General features: G+C 33.4%; 17 protein-coding genes and 1 pseudogene. 5 read left to right on the top strand and 13 right to left on the bottom strand.

The annotated features are described in order from the left end of the window. Positions 1-21 precede the first annotated feature (21 nt). The 7 genes from P5P87_RS02305 to P5P87_RS02275 all read right to left on the bottom strand — a co-directional run bounded on the left by P5P87_RS02305 (position 22) and on the right by P5P87_RS02275 (position 7903). Entirely contained in the window at positions 22-1053 is a 1032-nt protein-coding gene (locus P5P87_RS02305) for a glycoside hydrolase family 53 protein (RefSeq protein ID WP_278021420.1), read from the bottom strand. A 3-nt stretch (positions 1054-1056) separates the two neighbouring features. Beyond that, on the bottom strand, positions 1057-2154 hold the full coding sequence (locus P5P87_RS02300; protein WP_278021419.1) for a glycoside hydrolase family 53 protein: 1098 nt from the start codon (positions 2152-2154) through the stop codon (positions 1057-1059). A 92-nt stretch (positions 2155-2246) separates the two neighbouring features. Next, positions 2247-3056: a SusE domain-containing protein gene (locus tag P5P87_RS02295; RefSeq protein WP_278021418.1), complete on the bottom strand. Its 810-nt coding sequence runs from the start codon at positions 3054-3056 to the stop codon at positions 2247-2249. Next, positions 2989-3315, bottom strand: coding sequence for a SusE domain-containing protein (locus P5P87_RS02290; protein WP_278021417.1), 327 nt, complete (start codon positions 3313-3315; stop codon positions 2989-2991). The genes P5P87_RS02295 and P5P87_RS02290 overlap by 68 nt, the downstream gene beginning before the upstream one ends. A gap of 26 nt (positions 3316-3341) precedes the next feature. Continuing rightward, entirely contained in the window at positions 3342-4949 is a 1608-nt protein-coding gene (locus P5P87_RS02285) for a RagB/SusD family nutrient uptake outer membrane protein (RefSeq protein ID WP_278021416.1), read from the bottom strand. A 10-nt stretch (positions 4950-4959) separates the two neighbouring features. Then, positions 4960-6156: a TonB-dependent receptor domain-containing protein gene (locus P5P87_RS02280; RefSeq protein ID WP_278021415.1), complete on the bottom strand. Its 1197-nt coding sequence runs from the start codon at positions 6154-6156 to the stop codon at positions 4960-4962. Continuing rightward, the gene (locus tag P5P87_RS02275; protein WP_278021414.1) at positions 6083-7903 is read right to left on the bottom strand and encodes a SusC/RagA family TonB-linked outer membrane protein; all 1821 of its coding nucleotides are present in this window, start codon (positions 7901-7903) and stop codon (positions 6083-6085) included. The genes P5P87_RS02280 and P5P87_RS02275 overlap by 74 nt, the downstream gene beginning before the upstream one ends. A gap of 759 nt (positions 7904-8662) precedes the next feature. Here P5P87_RS02275 and P5P87_RS02270 point away from each other — a divergent pair. The 5 genes and pseudogenes from P5P87_RS02270 to P5P87_RS02255 all read left to right on the top strand — a co-directional run bounded on the left by P5P87_RS02270 (position 8663) and on the right by P5P87_RS02255 (position 12724). Then, positions 8663-9739 (top strand): ligand-binding sensor domain-containing protein, encoded by a 1077-nt coding sequence (locus tag P5P87_RS02270; protein WP_422854085.1) that lies wholly within the window; start codon positions 8663-8665, stop codon positions 9737-9739. After that, positions 9717-10079 (top strand): two-component regulator propeller domain-containing protein, encoded by a 363-nt coding sequence (locus tag P5P87_RS02265; RefSeq protein ID WP_278022851.1) that lies wholly within the window; start codon positions 9717-9719, stop codon positions 10077-10079. The genes P5P87_RS02270 and P5P87_RS02265 overlap by 23 nt, the downstream gene beginning before the upstream one ends. Before the next feature lie 18 nt (positions 10080-10097). Then, a pseudogene (locus P5P87_RS26045) lies at positions 10098-10262 on the top strand (two-component regulator propeller domain-containing protein); the annotation flags it as partial. Between the two features lie 42 nt (positions 10263-10304). Then, a complete protein-coding gene (locus P5P87_RS02260) occupies positions 10305-12002 on the top strand; it encodes a sensor histidine kinase (RefSeq protein ID WP_278021413.1) in 1698 nt (565 codons plus the stop codon). Further along, positions 11999-12724: a response regulator transcription factor gene (locus P5P87_RS02255; protein ID WP_278022848.1), complete on the top strand. Its 726-nt coding sequence runs from the start codon at positions 11999-12001 to the stop codon at positions 12722-12724. Before P5P87_RS02260 ends, P5P87_RS02255 begins: the two co-directional genes overlap by 4 nt. 8 nt (positions 12725-12732) lie before the next feature. Here the strand turns inward: P5P87_RS02255 and P5P87_RS02250 are convergent, their stop codons facing one another. From P5P87_RS02250 to modA, 6 genes are all read right to left on the bottom strand, one after another. After that, positions 12733-13248, bottom strand: a complete 516-nt coding sequence (locus P5P87_RS02250) for a molybdopterin-binding protein (protein WP_198857255.1) — start codon at positions 13246-13248, stop codon at positions 12733-12735. 17 nt (positions 13249-13265) lie between these two features. After that, positions 13266-14372 (bottom strand): cytochrome-c peroxidase, encoded by a 1107-nt coding sequence (locus P5P87_RS02245; protein ID WP_278021412.1) that lies wholly within the window; start codon positions 14370-14372, stop codon positions 13266-13268. Between the two features lie 160 nt (positions 14373-14532). Further along, positions 14533-15408, bottom strand: coding sequence for an ABC transporter ATP-binding protein (locus P5P87_RS02240; protein ID WP_278021411.1), 876 nt, complete (start codon positions 15406-15408; stop codon positions 14533-14535). Next, positions 15408-16082 carry a molybdate ABC transporter permease subunit gene (gene modB / locus P5P87_RS02235; protein ID WP_198857258.1) on the bottom strand — a complete coding sequence of 225 codons (675 nt, stop codon included), beginning with the start codon at positions 16080-16082 and terminating at the stop codon, positions 15408-15410. The genes P5P87_RS02240 and modB overlap by 1 nt, the downstream gene beginning before the upstream one ends. Beyond that, positions 16075-16470, bottom strand: coding sequence for a TOBE domain-containing protein (locus tag P5P87_RS02230; RefSeq protein WP_278021410.1), 396 nt, complete (start codon positions 16468-16470; stop codon positions 16075-16077). Before P5P87_RS02230 ends, modB begins: the two co-directional genes overlap by 8 nt. Continuing rightward, complete coding sequence (gene modA, locus P5P87_RS02225) at positions 16467-17267, bottom strand: molybdate ABC transporter substrate-binding protein (protein ID WP_278021409.1); 801 nt, start codon at positions 17265-17267, stop codon at positions 16467-16469. Before modA ends, P5P87_RS02230 begins: the two co-directional genes overlap by 4 nt. Positions 17268-17307: the final 40 nt, after the last annotated feature.

Genomic DNA, 17307 nt, shown 5'->3' with positions numbered 1-17307 from the left:
CGTAAAATTTAAATTATTTATTTAATTTTTGAAAGCATCCAATGCAGGTGATGGTTTTCCGTCTGGCAGCCAAGCATTTAGTTGATATCCGCTCCAGCTTTTTTCTCCTTGTGGTTCCCAATAAATAACGCCTAGACCTTTATTATTAGGTACACTTTTTACAGCTTTTATAGTAGCTTCAAGCATTTCTTTGGTGTTTTCTTCTAATGTATAATCTCCTCCAACTTCAACTACCATAACTTCTTTGTTGTAACGTGAAGCCATGTCTTTTAGGTTATTTTCTAAATCTGAAATATTTTCTTTATAATCGGTTTTTAGCCAAAACGGATAATACGATAGACCAATTACATCATATTTTACATTATTCTCGGTTGCTTTATCAAAAAACCATCTAAATTTTTCGTTTTTATTTCCTTCGTCCAAATGAACAATGACCTTCATTTTTGGATCGACAGCTTTTGTCGCTTCGTATCCTTTATTAAGCAATTGTGCCAACTGACTAAAGTTATCTATGCTTCCTTCTGGCCAAAGCATACCTCCTGGTATTTCATTTCCAACCTGAACCCATTCTGGAGTTACGCCAGCTTTTTTAAGCATTTTTAAAACATCATAAGTATGCTGATACACATCTGTCAACAATTCTGGAAAAGAGTGTTTTGCCCATGCAGCAGGTTTATTTTGTTTTCCAGGATCTGCCCATGAATCGCTGTAATGAAAATCGATCATGATACGCATTCCCATTTTCTTTGCGCGCACAGCCATAACAACCGTTTCTTCTGGACTACAGTGTCCACTAGCTTTATCATCATTTGGATTAACCCAAACGCGCAGCCTGATTGTGTTTATTCCGCGGTCTTTTAGTAACTGCAGACAGTCTTTTTGAGAACCGTCTGCATCATAAAATTTATAGCCTGTTGCTTCCATTTGCGGAAGCCAGCCTACATCTGCTCCTTTCGAAAAAGAATCTTTTTCACTTGCCATCTTAGATTTACATGAAGTAAATAAAATGGCAGTGGTAATTAAAAAAGAAATAATTTTAAGTGATTTTTTCATGTGTTAGTCTTTACTGAAGGCTTGCATTACTGATAAAGCATTATTATCAAAACTATACAAGGCTTGATTTTCGAATGTAGAACCTGTTGTTGATTGTGGTCCTTTAAAAGCAACCCATTCGCCGCCCCAATAGGCAAATCCTTGTCCAAATTCTGATGTTTTTACAATATTTTTAATATCTGTTACAAAAGTTCTTTGTCCCGCAGGAGTTGCTGGATAACCTGGCACCAACTGATCGCTTGTTCCAACAATATTATTTGTCTGATCATTATGCAGTAAAGTAAAAGGATAAGCTGTTTCTGCTATCAGGACTTTTTTGCTGAATTTTTTCCCTAAACCATCAATCGTATTTTTTACTACATTCAAATCTTTTCCGTGCCAAACAGGATAATATGATAACCCAATATAATCGTAATCAATGCTTTTCATTTTATTGAAGAACCAATCTGTCGCACCGCCATCAACACCTGCATAATGAATCATTATTTTTGTGTTTGGAGCTTTACTTCGAATCGTTGCACTTGCAGCGCTTAATAAAGCTAAACATTGCTCTTCGTTATTAATTAAATGTCCTTGTGGCCACAATAATCCGCTATTGATTTCATTTCCAATTTGAATAATATCTGGGTTTATTTCTGAAACTATAGTTGCTGTATAATCAGAAACAGCCTTTTTTAAATCGGTAAATGATAAATTTTTCCATTCTTCAGGAGTTGTCTGCATACCTGGATCTGCCCAGTCATCAGAATAATGAACGGTAAGCCAAACTCTTAAACCAACTTGTCTTGCTTTTTGAGCCAATTGTTTTACTTCGCTTAAGCCAGAACGCCCATTTACAGGATTTTTCCATAAACGAATTCTAACGGTATTGCAACCGGCATTTTTTAATGTTGTAAGCATTCCTTCTGCTTTGCCATTGCTGTAGAATTTAGTTCCTAAAGATTCCATTTGAGGAAGAAAAGAAACGTCTGATGCTCTAATAAAAGTGTCACTTGCATCTGGCGGATTAACAATTTCTGTGTCTGCAGAATCATTATTTGAGCACGAGATTTGAAATGCAAGTACCGCAAGTAATCCAAAAATCTTTATATATTTTTTCATGATATGAATTGTAATTAGTGAAGTTTTGATTTTAAAGTAAGAAGAAGCCTCGAAGCATGCTTATTGAGGCTTCTCTTATTTTTCAATTCAACTTATGGAATTGTTATGAACATATAACGACCATCTAAGTCATTGAACCAGATTTCATATTTTCCTGCTTCAACAAAAATGTCTCCACCGTTATCTCCCCAACTAACATCCCAGCTATTGTTTGCTTTGAACTTCATTTTTCCTGCTTTCAACGTTTGAGTAGCTTTCCAGATATGTCCATCAAAATCAGATTTCACTAAAGGAACTTCAGTATCCCAACCAGTATCATCACCTGTTAAAACAGATCCTGTCAAACCAATCGTTGCATACGTTGTCATTGGTCCTGTATATGGAGTAATTTTGTATGTCAATTCTTCTAGATTAATTTCAAAACTATAATAACCTGCAGCTGCCGTTGGAAACACACCTGGATCAGCATCACTTTCTGTTGCTCTGTATTGTACTGCAGCACCATTTGTTCCATACATCGGCGCCCAGAAGCCAATTTGCTCAATTAGTTTAAAACCATCTGCATTAAAATATCCTGTATAATATTGTTTTGCGTTTTCTTTAGGATCTCTAAAAATTGGCATATTGTTGTTATCTACACTCCATCCCGCGGCAGTACCAGGTCCTACTAAGAACAAATTAACTTTAGGAAATTCACCTCTATAAGGAGTCACTGCAATGGTAATTGGAGTAGAAAGTTTTGGTTCTGAAAGAGTTGTTCCAACAGTCGATTTAATTCTGATATCTATTGTTCCCTCAGTATCAGCAGTAAGTCCAAGTGCTAAAGCTTTTGCATTAAGTTCTGCTACTGTAATAGTTGCATGAGTAGTTGTAGAAGTTGTAATATCTACCGGTGCAGACAAATTCAGTATTGCTTGCCGCAAATTGTACTGTATAAGTAACAATTGTTGGAGTTCCGTAACTTACTTTTTCCCAAGTTAAAGTAAGCGCAGTATTATTTGGCGTTTCTTTATTTAGAATAATAGAAGAACCATTTTCTGGAGTTATAAGCCCAAAAGCTGCTTCTTGAGGTTCTAAAATCATTAAATTTTCTTCGTTTTCACAAGACCAAAATCCTGTAAGCAATACTACAGCTATAAATATTTTATATATAAGTTTCATTTTGTATATCGTTTAAGTTAAAAAAATTAGTAACCCGTGTTTTGAGTTAAATTTCTATTTGCTCCCAATGATCCTTCTGGAATTGGAAAAACACTCATGTAAGTAGGAATAGCAATTCCTTTTGAAGAGTTTCCTTTCCAAGCCCAGTTGTAAGATCCTCCAGTATATTTTCCAAAACGGATTAAATCTTGTCTTCGGTGAGCTTCCCAATGCAATTCACGGGCTCTTTCATCAATAAGAAAATCAAGCGTTAATTCGCTTAAAGTAATGTTTCCAACGGTCGAATTCGAATTGGCTCTCTGTCTTAAAGCGTTTACATAATTTAAAGCCTGAGTCGTTGTTCCGTTTCCTCCCCTTAAAGTAGCTTCTGCATACATTAAATAAACATCGGCTAATCTAAATAATGGGAAATCAGTATCTGCATAAGTCGAACTGCTACCGTTAACTCCTGTTGAAGTTTTATTAGAAAATTTAGATAATATATAACCTTGCGTTTTTACTCCAATATCATCAATATCAATAGATCTTTGTTTTGATGGATCGCCCTGAACACCTTTTCCTATTGTATTTCTGGTATCTTGACTAAATTTTGAACCATCAAACTTTTGAACAAACTCTTTTCTAATTCTAAGCGCTCCTGTCCAGCCGCCAATTCCAAAATCGGCACCATTATTTTCCCAAGCACCAATTTGTCCGTTTGTTAAAACAGTTGTAGCGCCCCAGTTTTGAGAAACTGCTCCGTCTGACTGAATTCCGAAAATAATTTCCTGAGAAGTATTATTGTCTGCCTTGAAATTGTCAAGATATTTTGGTTTTAAAGTATAACCACTCTCTATAATTGCGTTACACATTGCAATACAGTCATCAAAACGATTGGCCTGAATATAAACTTGTGCATTCAAATATATTTTAGCCAAAATCATTCGTGCCATAGATTGATCTACTCTACCATATTCATTTGTTCTTGCCGCTTTTAAATCGGGCAAAACTGCTTTTAATTCAGATTCTATATACTCAAACAATTGCTTTCTGTTAAACTCTGGTCCAGCAAAATTTACAGGATCATTTTCAGTATACATAGGTGCTTTTCCAAATAAATCCATCATGTTATAATAAGCATATGCTCTTAACACACGAACTTCTTGGCGGTAAAGCGCAATATCAGTCAAAGTTGCAGCATCTGTAATACCTCTTGAACTTAATTTTTCTGGTGTACTCTGACGCAAAAATTCATTTGCATAGGCAACAGAAACCATCGTTCTACTAAACATTCCTAAAATAATAGGATTTGCGACTGTCCAGATATTGCGTTGTAACTCTGCTGTTCCAGCGTCATTTTCGTAACTCCAAACCAATTCGTCGGTAGTTAATTCCTGCATGTACAATAAACATCTTGTAAACTGGCTTGTTCCTGCATCTACACCTTCAAGCGAAGAATTATCTGGTCCAAGCACTCCTGTTAAAGTTAGATTTCCATACACTCCTGCAAATGCTTTTTTGTATCCGTCAGGTGTAGAAAACAATACATCAGAAGAAAGAACGTCGTCGTCTTTTGAAACTACATTCAAATCATCTGTACATGACTGAAAAATCAAAGTCAATGCAACGATTGCTGTTACTATATATTTTTTCATGATTTCGTTATTAAAATTTAAGATTAAGACCAAACAAAATTGATCGCTGTCTTGGATAAATCGTTTTATCTACACCATTATTTGTAATTTCAGGATCTAAACCGCTGTATTTTGTTAATACAAAAACATTCTGCATTCCTGTAGAAACTCTTAATGTAGTTTTACTGTTTAGCCAGTTACTTAATGTATATCCTAACGTAATGTTGTCTAATTTTAAAAATGAAGCGTTCTCAATATAAAGATCTGATAACACAACATTTGACGTTGTGTGAAAATTAGTTTCTAAAACTTGAGATGGAATATTACTCAAAACTCCACCGTTTTCCATCGCATCATATTGCGCTCTACTTGCATCTACCGCATTAAAAATTCGGTTACCAATACTTGCTCTTAAATTGAATGAAAAGTCAAACTTTTTGTAATTCATGTTAGAAGCAAATCCTAATGTAAAATCTGGATCTGGGTTGTTATAGATGTATTTATCTGAATCATTTTTAATATTATCTCCATTCAAATCAGCAAAAGCTCCTTCGATTGGTTTTCCTTCGTTGTTGTATAATTGTTTATATACATAAAAAGAATATGGAGTATAGCCTTCTCTAAAAATTTGTCCTGGAGTTCCAGTTCCTGCAATATTATCTCCTAAAAAGATATCAGTTCCGTTAACCAGATTTTTAATTCTTCTTTCAAATTTTGAAATATTAAAGTTCATATTCCAATTAAAATCTTCTGTTTTAATGGCATTCGCATTAACCGTAAACTCAACACCTTTTGTTGTAAAACTTCCAACGTTTTGATACACACGGTTAGAAAAATTACTACCGTCAGATATTGTTGCATTTACTAATAAATCTTTAGATTCTTTGTAATAAACATCAAGACCAGCAGAAATGCGATTATTTAAAAACCCGAAATCAAGACCAGCATTGTAAGAAGAAGTTTCTTCCCATTTCAAATTGTTTGTTCTTTTTGAAGGAAGTGCAACCGGCACAGGACTATCACCAAAATAGTATTCAGAGTTTCCGCTTCCCACTTGATATTTTTGCAAATATCCGTTTGGCTCAGGAATATCCTGTTGACCTGTAATTCCGTAACTTAATCTTAATTTCAAATCTGATAAGGTTGTACTGTCTTTAAAGAAATCTTCTTTGATCTTCCATGCAAAGGTCTGCTGAAGGGAAATTACCCCAACGATTAGCTTCTTCAAATCTTGACGAACCATCTCTTCTGTATGACAGTGTCAATAAATATTTATCTCTAAAGTTTAAATTTGTTCTAGCAAAAAATCCTATTAAGACAACATCTGTATCAAGAGTAGTTTCAGGAAATGTTGACGGTAAATCTGGATTTAAAATATTACCCGTTTCAAATTTTGAACTTTGAAATTTTTGATACGAATAACCACCAGTCAATTCAAAATTTAAGGCACTAAAAGTTTTATTATAAACTAAATAACCGTCTAATAATTTGTTTTTTCTGGTTGCTTCTGTATATTCATCTGTTCCGTATGGAATGTTGTTATTTGAAGGAGCAGAACCAGCATCAGCGCCAACCAATCTTCTTCTTTCTCCATTCGATTCATCATATCCAACATTTACAACGGCTCTTAAAGCAGGGAAAAAGTGGAATTTATAATCAATTTCAAAATTTCCAAAAATTCTGTCGTTTGTTCCTCTATCATTTGTGTTCAGCAATTGCGAAACAGGATTTCTTGTCGCTGTCGAAACTAACGGATAATTTCCATTAGAATCAACTCCTGTAGTATATTCAAAATAGCCTCCATAAGGCGCACCTTCAACTTTTATAGGCTGTGTTGGATCAAAACCAATAGCTGCTCCTTCAACAGCATCTGTAAATCTGTTTTTTTCGTCTGTATAATTAGCCGAAAGTCTCATTTTTAAATGATTGTCAAGAAACGTTGGGTTCATCACTAAACCAACCGTATTTCTTTTAAAATTATTAGTTAAACGCAATCCCTGCTGATCGGTATTTCCTAAAGTTAAACTTGTCGGAATAATATTGAACAAATTTCCTCTAACAGCCAAACTTTGATCGATTGTCCCTGTGTTTCTATAAATTGCTTTTTGCCAATCTGTATTTGCAGTTCCTAATTTATTTAAATCATCGCTTCTTCTATCTGCAATAACACTTCTAAATTCGTCTGCGCTAAAAACATCAACAGTTTTAGTCAATGTACCTGCTGCATATTGCACATTATAGTCTACAGATAATGTTTTGCTTCCTTTCTTAGTTGTTATGATGATAACACCATTAGAAGCTCTTGAACCATAGATCGCAGATGCTGATGCATCTTTTAAAACCGTAATAGATTCTACCGTTGCAGGGTTTAATGATGCTAAAAACGAAGAAGATCCTGTATTTGTCGTATTATCAAGAGGCAATCCGTCGATAACAATAAGCGGATCATTACTCGCAAAAAGCGAACTTCCTCCACGAATTCTAATTTGAGAACTAGAACCTGGCGCTCCAGTTGAATTTACGGTTAAACCAGCGACTCTTCCGCTAAATAGATTTTCTGTTGTAATATTATTTCCTTTATTAAAGTCTTTTGTAGAAAGAGCAGTCACAGTTCCTGTTGCATCTTTCTTTTTTACGCTTCCGTAACCTACTTGAACAACTACTTCTTTTAGTTGATTAGTATCTTCTTCAAGATATACACTTATGTTTTTTTGCGTGCCAACTGCAATGGTTTGAGTGACATAACCCGTAAATGAAAACACCAATTTACTATCTGATTTTACACCAGACAATTGAAATTTTCCGTCAAAGTCTGTAGAGGCACTGATATTGGCCCCAGCTACTTTTATGTTTACTCCTGGTATGGGCTGCTTGGACCCGTTTTCCAGAACTACACCGCTTATTGTGCTTTGAGCAAACACACAAAAAGGAAGCAAGAGTAATAAAAGTAAAAGTTTGGATTTAATTCTTTTCATGCTTTTTAATTGGTTTGGTTTTAAGTTAGTTTTATTAATTAATGTCCCTACAAAAATATTGTAGGGATAAAAACTCATAAAAAAGCAAAGCTTATTCTTTTAATATCTGTTTTGGGGGTATCGTCTATTAAAATTATAAACTGCTTTTAAATAAGTTTCTCTTAATAGAATGAGAAAAGGTTTCTCCGATAAATCTTAATTGGAATGTTGGTCATGTTTAAGTTTTTTTGGTTAAGATAATTTAGTTAAGTTTTTTTACTGACTCGCTTTGAACAAAAATTAAAAAGTCTTATTCAAACGTTATAGCTTATCAGCTCACATTGCAAATTAAGGATACAGGGAGTTTTTAAGACGGGGAAAAATTCATTTATAAAAGGGGACAATTTCGTAAAAGCTCATCTAGAACATAGAATAAAAACATATTTTCTAATTTTTAGCGCCAAAAAAAACGATTAAAAAAATAATTAGCCTTATAAACTCATTTTCAATAATCGCATAAATTGTAATTTTTTAAACCACTATTCTTAAAACAATACCGCATATTTTTAATCTATAAAATAGAAGAAAAAGGCAAAAAAAGCGATTGGTACATTTCAATTAAAAAACAAATGTTACTTCTACACATTATACAATAAATTATTACTTTCGCAAAGCATACAGATTTAACATTTATTGAAACAAAAAAACAATTCAGCTTTCAGGTCGCAACGTTCTATTTTTCATATATAAAAGAGCCATCAGCTTTTTAAACCACAATCTATGAATAAGCTAAAGTCTTTTCTAGTTATTAGTCTTCTTTCTCTAATTTCATTTGGACAGAATTACCCAATAAAGCATCTTGATATTTCATCAGGACTTTCTAATAATTCAGTTGCAACAATATATCAAGATCAAAATGGATATATGTGGTTTGGAACTTTTGACGGACTAAACAGATATGATGGAAATGATTTTAAAATTTACCGTCATATTCATACTGATCCAAATTCTATTCAAGGAAATGCAATTAGCTGTATTGAAGGTGACTATGAAAATAATTTATGGATAGGAACAACTGCTGGCCCTGTTGTTTTTAATGCCGAACGATCTTCTTTTAGTCCGTTGAAATATTATGATACAAACAAAAAGATCAAGCCTTTAAAAATTACTGCTTACGAAATAATTGCCGTACATTCTTTACATATTATTCTTGTTGCCACAAAAGAAGGAATTGTTGTTTATAAAGAAGGCGAACAAATTGGAACTGCAATACCATTTAATGGTAAATTAGATTACATTGCAAGATCTATTTCTTATAATGCAAAAAAACAAATCTTCTATGTTTTTATAACAGGAACTGGTCTTTGTCAATACGATATCAAATCAAAAAGAATAACAGTCTTAAACGATACCATTACTGGCGCAAATTGTATCAAACTAACAAATGAAGGACTCTGGATTGGATCTGATGAAGGAGCTTATCTATATAATCACAGTCTAAATACCTATTCTAAAAATTACTTCGAAGAAAAAACAGTTGTCCGTGATTTTTTTCAGCAAGAAAACAGGCTTTGGATTGCCACTGATGGTGCAGGTCTTTTTACACTTTCAAAAAATCAAACCACTCCTGTTTTATATCGTGCTAGCGGTCCTGTTTCATTGCTTAACAGTAAATCGCTTTATGATATATTCCAGAGCAAAACTGGAGAAATGTGGTTTGGAACTCTTCGCGGAGGCGTAAGTATGATGGGAAAAAAACCGCTTTATTTTAATCATTTTAAAAGCAAAAATCCGCTAACCCATAAAGAAGACGAAGATCCTGCTTGCAAATTTTATGCTTTCTTTCTGCGAAGATGAAAAGAAAAATATCTGGATAGGCACAGATGGCGCTGGAATGCGATACTGGAACAGAAAACAAAACACCTATGATGTTTACTCAACAACATCATCTGCTGGACGAAAAATTCAGAGCAATTTTGTTACAAGCATAGTCAAGGATTTTGATAATGCCATTTGGGTTGCCATGTGGAAAGGCGGAGTCTGTCGTATCGATCCCAAATCAAAAGCCATTCAAAATTTTTCAATTTATAATCAGTACACTAAAAAAGCGGAGCAAGAATCATGGTCTGCTTTTTTTAGATTCAAGAAATACGTTATGGCTTGCTATAACCAATTCGGGTGCATTATATCAATTTGACCGAAAACAAAAAAATTCATTTGCTACAGTAATACATTACGCGATGTTACTTGCTTATACGAAACCAAAGACGGAAAAATCTGGGGAGGAACATTCAACTCTTTTTTTGAGATCGATCCAAGAACCAAAAAAGTAAAAAATTACCATTCTGATTATACCGTTAGATGCATAACCGAAGATCAAAACAAAAATCTTTGGGTTGGTACTGTAGAAGGCGGTCTTCTTTTGTTTAATAGAAAAACAGGAACTTATAAAAAGTATACTACTCAAAACGGTCTTTCGAGCAATACAATACTTCGTCTCTTAGAAGATAAAGATGGTAATTTATGGATGAGCACCTATCACGGAATCTCTAGATATAACCCAAAAAACAATACTTTTAGGAATTTTGGTGTAACAGATGGACTCCAAGGCAATCAGTTTAGCTGGAATGCCGGCACAAAACTTTCTACTGGAGAATTTATTTTTGGCGGTCTAAACGGTTTCAACGTTTTTTATCCTGAAAGTATAAAAGACAAAAAAAATACAGGTAAATTTTTATTGAATGATTTGTTTGTAAATAACCAATCTTTGCCTTTAAGCAGTCCTTATGTAACAGGAAAAAAACTAGAAATGATAACTGCTGCCGAACTTCCTTATGAAAAGTCGGCGCTAAGTTTTGATTTTGTTTATCTTGATTATGTTAATTCCGAAAAAATCAGTACCGCTTATTTTCTTGAAGGCTGGGATAAAAACTGGAATTATACCACAAAAGACAATAGAGCAAACTATTCCAGATTAACGGAGGGAACTTATTTCTTTAAAGTTAAAACAACAGATGTTTTTGGAAATTGGACTAATGAAGTGACATTGGCAACAATAAAAATTCTTCCACCTTGGTACAGAACGTGGTGGGCTTATACATTCTATTTAATTTGTGCAATAGCAGCGATTTATGTTTATGTAAATTACCATAAAAATAAAGAAAGACTTCGCTATGAAATAAAACTTGCCCGAATGGAACATAAAAAAGATAAGGAACATGCTGAAAAGCAGTTTTCTATGTTCACTTATATGGCTCATGAATTGCGTACTCCATTATCTTTAATTATAAATCCGCTTAAAAGCGCAATTGAAAGAAAAAAACAGTCTGAAGATGATCTAGATCTAAATCTCGCTTATAAAAATGCTAAACGATTATTAAGTCTTACAGATCAATTATTACTATTCAGAAAAGCAGAGACTGATCTTGATGAACTTAAAATTTCGAGAATTAATCTGAATGCACTTTGCCGTGAAATCTACGAAAGCTTTACACAAATGGCGGCGGCAAAAAGCTTAAATTATAATTTTATCGAAGAAAAAGCACCTACCGAAATATATGGCGATTACGAAAAAATAGAAATTACTCTTTTTAATCTAATCTCGAACGCTTTTAAATTTACTCCTAATAAAGGATCGATAACTATTGAAATAACAGAAAACGTTAATGACGTTTCCATAATTATATCAGATACAGGAAGCGGTATTAATGAAAATGATATTGATACTATTTTTGAAAAATTCAAACAAATACAGTCTAAAAGCAGCAATGGTTTTGGAATAGGGCTTTATGTTGCAAAATATTTTGTAAATAAGCATCATGGACAATTAACTTGTAAAAGTAAAGTTGGAGAAGGTACTTCTTTTATCATTACTCTTCCTAAAGGAAATAGCCATTTTGCAGAAATGAACATAAACGAAAATTATCCGCATATGTCACCTCTTGTAGGAGAACTTCTAGAAGGATTACCAGCTCAAAATATGTATGATAAAGGAAACAAACCGCTACAGCCAGAAAATATTCAGGAAGAATTAATTAGTACAAAAAAAGTACTTCTAATCGTTGAAGATAATCCTGAAATGAATCACTATCTTGTGCGACTTTTTCTAAAAATTATATAGTTTATTCTGCTTTTAATGGTCTTGAAGGATTAAAACTTGTAGAAAAACATATGCCAGATATTGTACTAAGCGATATTTCTATGGAAGGCATGAATGGTTTAGATTTATGCAAAAAAATCAAGCAAAATGATGATTTGAGCCATATTACCGTAATACTTCTTACCGCTACAACCAGTAACGACATTCATTTGCAAAGTATTACAGAAGGTGCAGATGATTATGTTACCAAACCTTTTGATAGTGATATTCTTCTGGCAAGAGTTGATTCTGTTCTTCGAAACAGAGGCCAGCTTCGCAAATATTTTCTAGACAGCATAACGCTTCGCGAAAACATAAATAAAGTTCCGCTTGAGTACAAAGAATTCCTTGATAAATGTATCGAAATCGTCGAAGCCAATCTTGAAAATAGTGAGTTTAATCTAAAGAGTTTTTCTGTTGCAATGGGTATGAGCCATTCAAGCCTTTACAAAAAGATTAAAGCCATTTCTGGACAAACCGTAAATGTTTTTATCAGATCGATAAGAATTCGCAGAGCTGCAGTAATTATGCTTACCGAAAATATAAATATCGCTCAGGTTGGACCTCAAGTTGGCATAGAAGATCAGCGCTATTTCCGTCAGCAGTTTGTAAAGCTGTTTGGAATGAAACCTTCAGAATACATTAAAAAATATAGAAATTCTTTTAATAAAGAATTGAATGTCATTCAAAAAGGAGACGCATAATTCCTAATTTATTCCTTCGCAAAGCGAATAATTAAATTTGAAACTTCATGAACAGAACGTGCAGGTCTATTTTCATCAGGTACAACCAAACGAAATGGTCCTATCCCATCTTCTAGTGGTTTTCCGTCTTTTTTATCTGCTAGAATAATTACTCTGTTTGTAAAAGCTGGATCTAATTCTGCTAACGAAAAAATAACTTCGTAGCCATCACTTGCTCGTACTAGCATATATTTCGTCAAGTTTTCTCCTTTGAGTTCTTTTCCAAGTGTTACTCCAGCTTCTTTTAACAATTCAATGACAGGAACTCCCGAATAATGCTGTATTTTTCCATCGCGATCTTTCATGTTTTGTTCTACATGTGGCATTTTTCCGAAGTCAGAAATACTAATCGAAAGTGTTTTTAAAACTTCTCCTTCAATTTTTACGACAGGTTCTTTAGAAGAATTTTGTGCATACAAACTGTCTGAAATGTTAGCAAAAAATAGTGTTGCTAAAAAAATAATAGCTAAAAAACGTTCTCTCATTTTTAGTTGTTTTTAATTTATTTAATTCTCTTTAAATGCGGATTAGAAAATTTTGGATCATTAATAAAAGTAGAATCTGTCAGCATTTCGAGAAAAGCGATAACATCTGATTTTTCATTTGCCGTTAGTCCCAGATTTTTTCCATTCAAATTGTTAGAACTACCTTTCAAAGATATGCTTAACGATTTACTTGGCTTAATATGTTCATTATAATGATCTAATACTTCCTCAAGGCTTTTAAACCTGCCATCATGCATATAAGGTGCAGTAAGTGCAATATTGCGGAGCGTTGCCACCCTAAATCTTCCTCTATCATTTGCCATTCCTGTCTGCTCCTCACGTCCTATGTCTTTTGGCTCTTCATCAAGGCCGTTGTTATGAAACAATTCCATGTACATTTTGGGTGTTCCGTGACATTGCGCACAATTGGCTCCTCGACTATTTTTTTCTGGCTGTGGCGAATTCATAAAGAGTTCCATGCCATTTAATTCTTGTTTAGTAGGTTTATATTCACCTCTAAGATATTTATCATAATTTGAATTCGCAGATATTAAAGTGCGTTCAAATTGTGCAATTGCCTTGGTTATTTTATCTGATGTAATTTCTGCTGTGCCAAACGCATCTCTAAAAAGTGGCGGATATTCTTTTGTTTTCTGAAGCTCCTTAGTCGCTTTATCCAAATAAGCACCCATTTCGTGCGGATCATTAAGCGGAAAATTTGCTTGTTCTTCCAGGCCTTTCGCTCTTCCGTCCCAGAAAAAATTTCGAACCCAAAGCAAATTGGCTAATGACATTGAACTGCGCTTAGTTGGCACATTATTCACGCCTAGACTAAAAGCTTTTCCGTCTGTAAAAGCAAGTTTCTGCTGATGGCAGCTTGCACAGGAAATTGTTTTATTTGAAGATAATTTTGTTTCATAAAACAACATTCTGCCTAGAAAAACACCTTGTTTTGTGGTCAAATTATCTTCTGGAATACTAATTCTGTTTCCAAAATAATCTGGATATTCCAACTTGTAAGGATCTGTATATGGAGGTTCTACATCGGTAACAGCCATAAACAATACAGCTGTTGCCAACATAAAAAATAATGTAATTTTTTTATGATGCGATTTAATTTGCATTATCTTTTTTTAAAAGAGCCCGTTTAGTAATTCACAATATCCTCATTATGTTTTTAAATGAATACTGCTGATTAGAAAAATCCTAAGTACTTAGTTTTTTTACATTGCTAAAATAAGTATTAATACTTAAAAAAGATGTTTTTAATCGGTCTTTTTAAGATCACTTCAAAATCTGAATTACAGGATTGAATGCTTTAGAAGCGATCAGTACCTTTTGCCCAATCTTATATTCCCTTCCCTCTTCTTCTGTAGCAACAACTTTTACAATAGTGTTACCAGAAGAAATCTGAACTATATAAATAATATCACTTTTAGTAATGCTGATAATTTCTCCCGTTAATTGAAATTTACTGCTAATTTTCTGTTCAGAAAATACATTTTCTGGAGTTCCTTCTTTTACGATTTTACCTTTATCAACAACAATTACTTTGTCTGAAAGTTTAAAAATCTCAGAAATAGAATGACTGACCATCAGAGTAGTCAATTTATATTTTTGATGAATTTTTAAAATATAATCTTGAAGTTTAAATCGCATTTCATCGTCTAATGCAGATAAAGGTTCGTCTAATAAAAGAATCTCAGGCATACGTACAATTGCTCTTGCCAGTGCTGCACGTTGTTTTTGTCCTCCCGATAAATTCTGCGGTTTACTATTCTGGAGTGATTGCAATTCCATAAGTTCTATCAACTCTGGAATAATTTCTTTGGAATCATTTTTAGATAAAGCAAACTCAAGATTCTCTTTTACAGTTAAATTTGGAAACAAAGCAAAATCTTGAAATACAAAGCCAATAGAACGATTTTGAACAGGGAAATGGATTTTTTTTATAGAATCATCCCAAACTGATTCCCCTACTTTTATAACTGCTTTCTCTGCTCGAGTAAGTCCTGCCAAAATTCTCAAAATGGTTGTCTTACCGGCTCCCGAATTTCCGTAAACAGAAACAAACTCTCCTTTTTTTATCGTCAGAGAGATATCTAATGGCAATTCGCCATCTGCTGTCTGCAACATTTTATAAGCATCTAACTGTATCATTAATAAAGAGTTGTTTTTCTAGATTTATTATTGATTAAATGAACTGCTAACAAAATTGAAAAAGAAAACGCAAACAATATTCCAGCATATATATTGGCATTATGATAATTCATGGATTCTACTTCTTCATAAATCGCTATAGAAACTACTTTTGTTTCTTCTGGAATACTCCCGCCAACCATTAAAACAACTCCAAATTCTCCCAAAGTATGGGCAAATGTCATTATAATTCCAGTAAACAATGAAGCGCTAATATTTGGAAGTAAAATTTTGGTAATCGTAGTAAATCTTGATTTTCCTAAAGTAAAAGAAGCCTCTTGCAAAGTTGGAGAAAGATTTTTTAATCCTGATAAAATCGGGTTCACCATAAAAGGCAAACTGTATAAGACTGAAGCCAGAATTAATCCTTCGAAAGTAAAAACCAATCTCACATCAAAATAATCTGAGAGAAACTTGCCAAAAGCGTTTTCTGGACTAAAAGCTATTAAAAGATAAAAACCTAAAACAGATGGCGGTAAAACCAAAGGCAAACTAATTAGAGCCTCAATAATGGCTTTTAATCGAAATCGACTGTAGCACAACCAATAACATAGCGGAATTGAGACTATAAAAAGAATCAATGTGGTAATCAAAGCCAATTTTGCAGTAAGCCATAAAGGGTCTAGATTAATCATAGGCAGATAAGCTTACTTCGTTCGTTTTTATTAAAGCCAATATGTTTTGGTTTTCTTTTAGATCTAATTGTTCGCAGGCATTCGTAGTAATAATAGATTGTATTTTATCTTCTCCAATCGATAACGTAATTTGACTCAGAATTACTCCTTTTTTTATAGATTCTATACGGCCGCATATCTGATTCTGAACACTAATAGAAGGATTTAAATCTTTAGATATAATTACTTCTGTTTCCTTAAAAATGATTTTAACTGTATTATTTTCTTTTAAATAATCTGGCACGTCTAGAATGATCGAAGTAAAGATATTTTCATTCGATTTCAGCTTAACTAATGAAATGCCTTCATGCGATTGAATTTCAGTTATAATTCCTTTTAGTACATTCATTTTGCCTTTGTATCGTATCCGTAATATTTTAAAATAGCAATTGCTTTTTTAGAAGATATAAAATTATAAAACTTTACAGCATTTGCATTGTCTTTTCCATGTTTCAATACTACACATCCTTGTTCTAACGAAGAATGGCTTTTTTCTGGAATAATATAATACTTTCCTCCTTCTTTTTGCATATTAGGAGTTAGCACAAGAGACAAGGCTGTAATTCCAATATCAGCATTTCCGGTAGTTACAAACTGAGTGGCTTGTGTAATATTATCGCCAAAGACCAATTTGTTTTTTACTTTATCATATATTTTGTAGAATTTTAAGCACTCCACTGCTTTTTCTCCGTATGGCGCAGTTGAAGGATTTCCGATAGCTATTTTTCGAATAGAAGCATCTAAAAGGCTATTCATTTTTGCTTTATTCGGATCCATTTTTTTGCTCCAAATAACCAGTTTACCCACAGCATACATTTTTACTTTTGAGGCTGTCATTTTTTTATTTGCCAGTTTATTAGCATAATCCATATCTGCTGAAAAGAATAAATCAAATGGTGCTCCACTAGAAATCTGCTCATAAAATTTTCCAGAAGCACCATAAGTAATCTGAGGATTTATATCTGGGTTTTGAATTTTAAAAACATTATTTATAGAATCTAAAGCGACTTTTAAATTCGCCGCCGCCACAATTGTAAATTTCTGTTGCGCCTGCATATTCCCGAAAGATAATACGGAAAACAGCAACAGATAAAATAAAAATCTTTTTCTGATTTTATACTGTAGTGACTTGTTTCTCTTTCTCATAACACACGAAGTAAATAATATTATGACTGTAAAAATAAGC

Source organism: Flavobacterium ginsengisoli (assembly GCF_029625315.1).
Lineage (GTDB): Bacteria > Bacteroidota > Bacteroidia > Flavobacteriales > Flavobacteriaceae > Flavobacterium > Flavobacterium ginsengisoli.
This window is presented reverse-complemented; position numbering and strand designations above follow the sequence as displayed.

Excerpts from the sequence above, each read along its gene's own strand:
- P5P87_RS02305 (WP_278021420.1), bottom strand. The coding sequence starts at position 1,053 with ATGAAAAAATCACTTAAAATTATTTCTTTTTTAATTACCACTGCCATT.
- P5P87_RS02300 (WP_278021419.1), bottom strand. The coding sequence starts at position 2,154 with ATGAAAAAATATATAAAGATTTTTGGATTACTTGCGGTACTTGCATTT.
- P5P87_RS02290 (WP_278021417.1), bottom strand. The coding sequence starts at position 3,315 with ATGAAACTTATATATAAAATATTTATAGCTGTAGTATTGCTTACAGGA.
- P5P87_RS02285 (WP_278021416.1), bottom strand. The coding sequence starts at position 4,949 with ATGAAAAAATATATAGTAACAGCAATCGTTGCATTGACTTTGATTTTT.
- P5P87_RS02275 (WP_278021414.1), bottom strand. The coding sequence starts at position 7,903 with ATGAAAAGAATTAAATCCAAACTTTTACTTTTATTACTCTTGCTTCCT.
- P5P87_RS02270 (WP_422854085.1), top strand. The coding sequence starts at position 8,663 with ATGAATAAGCTAAAGTCTTTTCTAGTTATTAGTCTTCTTTCTCTAATT.
- P5P87_RS02265 (WP_278022851.1), top strand. The coding sequence starts at position 9,717 with ATGCTTTCTTTCTGCGAAGATGAAAAGAAAAATATCTGGATAGGCACA.
- P5P87_RS02250 (WP_198857255.1), bottom strand. The coding sequence starts at position 13,248 with ATGAGAGAACGTTTTTTAGCTATTATTTTTTTAGCAACACTATTTTTT.
- P5P87_RS02245 (WP_278021412.1), bottom strand. The coding sequence starts at position 14,372 with ATGCAAATTAAATCGCATCATAAAAAAATTACATTATTTTTTATGTTG.
- P5P87_RS02240 (WP_278021411.1), bottom strand. The coding sequence starts at position 15,408 with ATGATACAGTTAGATGCTTATAAAATGTTGCAGACAGCAGATGGCGAA.
- modB (WP_198857258.1), bottom strand. The coding sequence starts at position 16,082 with ATGATTAATCTAGACCCTTTATGGCTTACTGCAAAATTGGCTTTGATT.
- P5P87_RS02230 (WP_278021410.1), bottom strand. The coding sequence starts at position 16,470 with ATGAATGTACTAAAAGGAATTATAACTGAAATTCAATCGCATGAAGGC.
- modA (WP_278021409.1), bottom strand. The coding sequence starts at position 17,267 with ATGAGAAAGAGAAACAAGTCACTACAGTATAAAATCAGAAAAAGATTT.